Source organism: Pseudomonas sp. P5_B2, assembly GCF_056400445.1.
In genome coordinates this window covers 1-1,541 of sequence record NZ_JBFULH010000831.1, presented here as the reverse complement: position 1 = coordinate 1,541, position 1,541 = coordinate 1, and the positions used below count along the sequence as shown (strand labels likewise).

The following is a 1,541-nucleotide window of genomic DNA, read 5'->3' as shown; positions in this document are numbered from 1 at the left end:
CGCATCCTGCGTGAAAAAGGCGCACAAAACGGCTGCATCATGGCCGGTGACAACATTTCCGAAGCCGCTGCCATCGCCGCCGCACAGGGTTTCCCTGGCCTCAAAGGTATGGACCTGGCAAAAGTCGTCAGCACCAAGGAGCAGTACGAATGGCGCTCGACTGTCTGGGATCTGAAAACCGACAGTCACGCGACCATCGACGCTTCCGAGCTGCCGTACCACGTCGTTGCCTACGACTACGGCGTCAAGCTGAATATCCTGCGCATGCTGGTCGCGCGCGGTTGCCGCGTGACTGTGGTGCCTGCGCAAACGCCTGCTGCTGATGTGTTGGCTCTGAATCCGGACGGCGTGTTCCTGTCCAACGGCCCGGGTGACCCGGAGCCTTGCGACTACGCGATCCAGGCGATCAAGGATGTGTTGGAAACCGAAATTCCGGTATTCGGCATTTGCCTGGGTCACCAGCTGCTGGCGCTGGCCTCCGGCGCCARGACCCTGAAAATGGGCCACGGCCACCACGGTGCCAACCACCCGGTCCAGGATCTGGACAGCGGCGTGGTGATGATCACCAGCCAGAACCACGGTTTTGCGGTAGACGAAGCGACCCTGCCAGCCAACGTTCGCGCGATTCACAAATCGCTGTTCGACGGCACCCTGCAAGGCATCGAGCGTACCGACAAGAGCGCCTTCAGCTTCCAGGGTCACCCGGAAGCCAGCCCTGGCCCGAACGACGTAGCGCCATTGTTTGATCGCTTCATCAACGAGATGGCCAAGCGACGCTGATCGCTCGCCTTGATGTAGCAAAGCTTGAGGGTGGTCCCGACACCGGCGGCCCCCTCAAGGCTTCAAAGATTGAACAAGACGGCTTGCCGACTGACCTGCGGATTTGAGTGACAAACCCATGCCAAAACGTACAGACATTAAAAGCATCCTGATTCTTGGCGCTGGCCCGATCGTTATCGGCCAGGCCTGCGAATTCGACTACTCCGGCGCCCAGGCCTGTAAAGCCCTGCGCGAAGAGGGTTACCGCGTCATCCTGGTGAACTCCAACCCAGCCACCATCATGACCGACCCGGACATGGCCGACGCGACCTATATCGAGCCGATCAAATGGCAGACCGTTGCCAAGATCATCGAGAAAGAACGTCCGGACGCCCTGTTGCCAACCATGGGCGGCCAGACCGCTCTGAACTGCGCACTGGACCTGGAGCGCGAAGGCGTTCTGGAGAAGTTCGGCGTAGAAATGATCGGCGCCAACGCTGACACCATCGACAAGGCTGAAGACCGTTCGCGCTTCGACAAGGCGATGAAGTCCATCGGCCTGGACTGCCCGCGTTCGGGTATCGCCCACAGCATGGAAGAGGCCAACGCGGTCCTCGAAAAGCTCGGCTTCCCGTGCATCATCCGTCCGTCCTTCACCATGGGCGGCACGGGTGGCGGTATCGCTTACAACCGTGAAGAGTTCGAAGAAATCTGCGCCCGCGGTCTGGATTTGTCGCCGACCAAAGAGTTGCTGATCGACGAATCACTGATCGGTTGGAAAG

At 59.9% G+C, this 1,541-nt stretch carries 2 protein-coding genes; both read left to right on the top strand.

What is annotated here, in order from left to right; translation table 11 throughout:
• Positions 1 to 780: carbamoyl phosphate synthase small subunit (locus tag AC1DRJ_RS27225; RefSeq protein ID WP_477804875.1), on the top strand; the 780-nt coding region annotated here is incomplete at its 5' end.
• 118 nt (positions 781 to 898) lie between these two features.
• Positions 899 to 1,541: carbamoyl phosphate synthase preATP-grasp domain-containing protein (locus AC1DRJ_RS27220; protein ID WP_477804874.1), on the top strand; the 643-nt coding region annotated here is incomplete at its 3' end.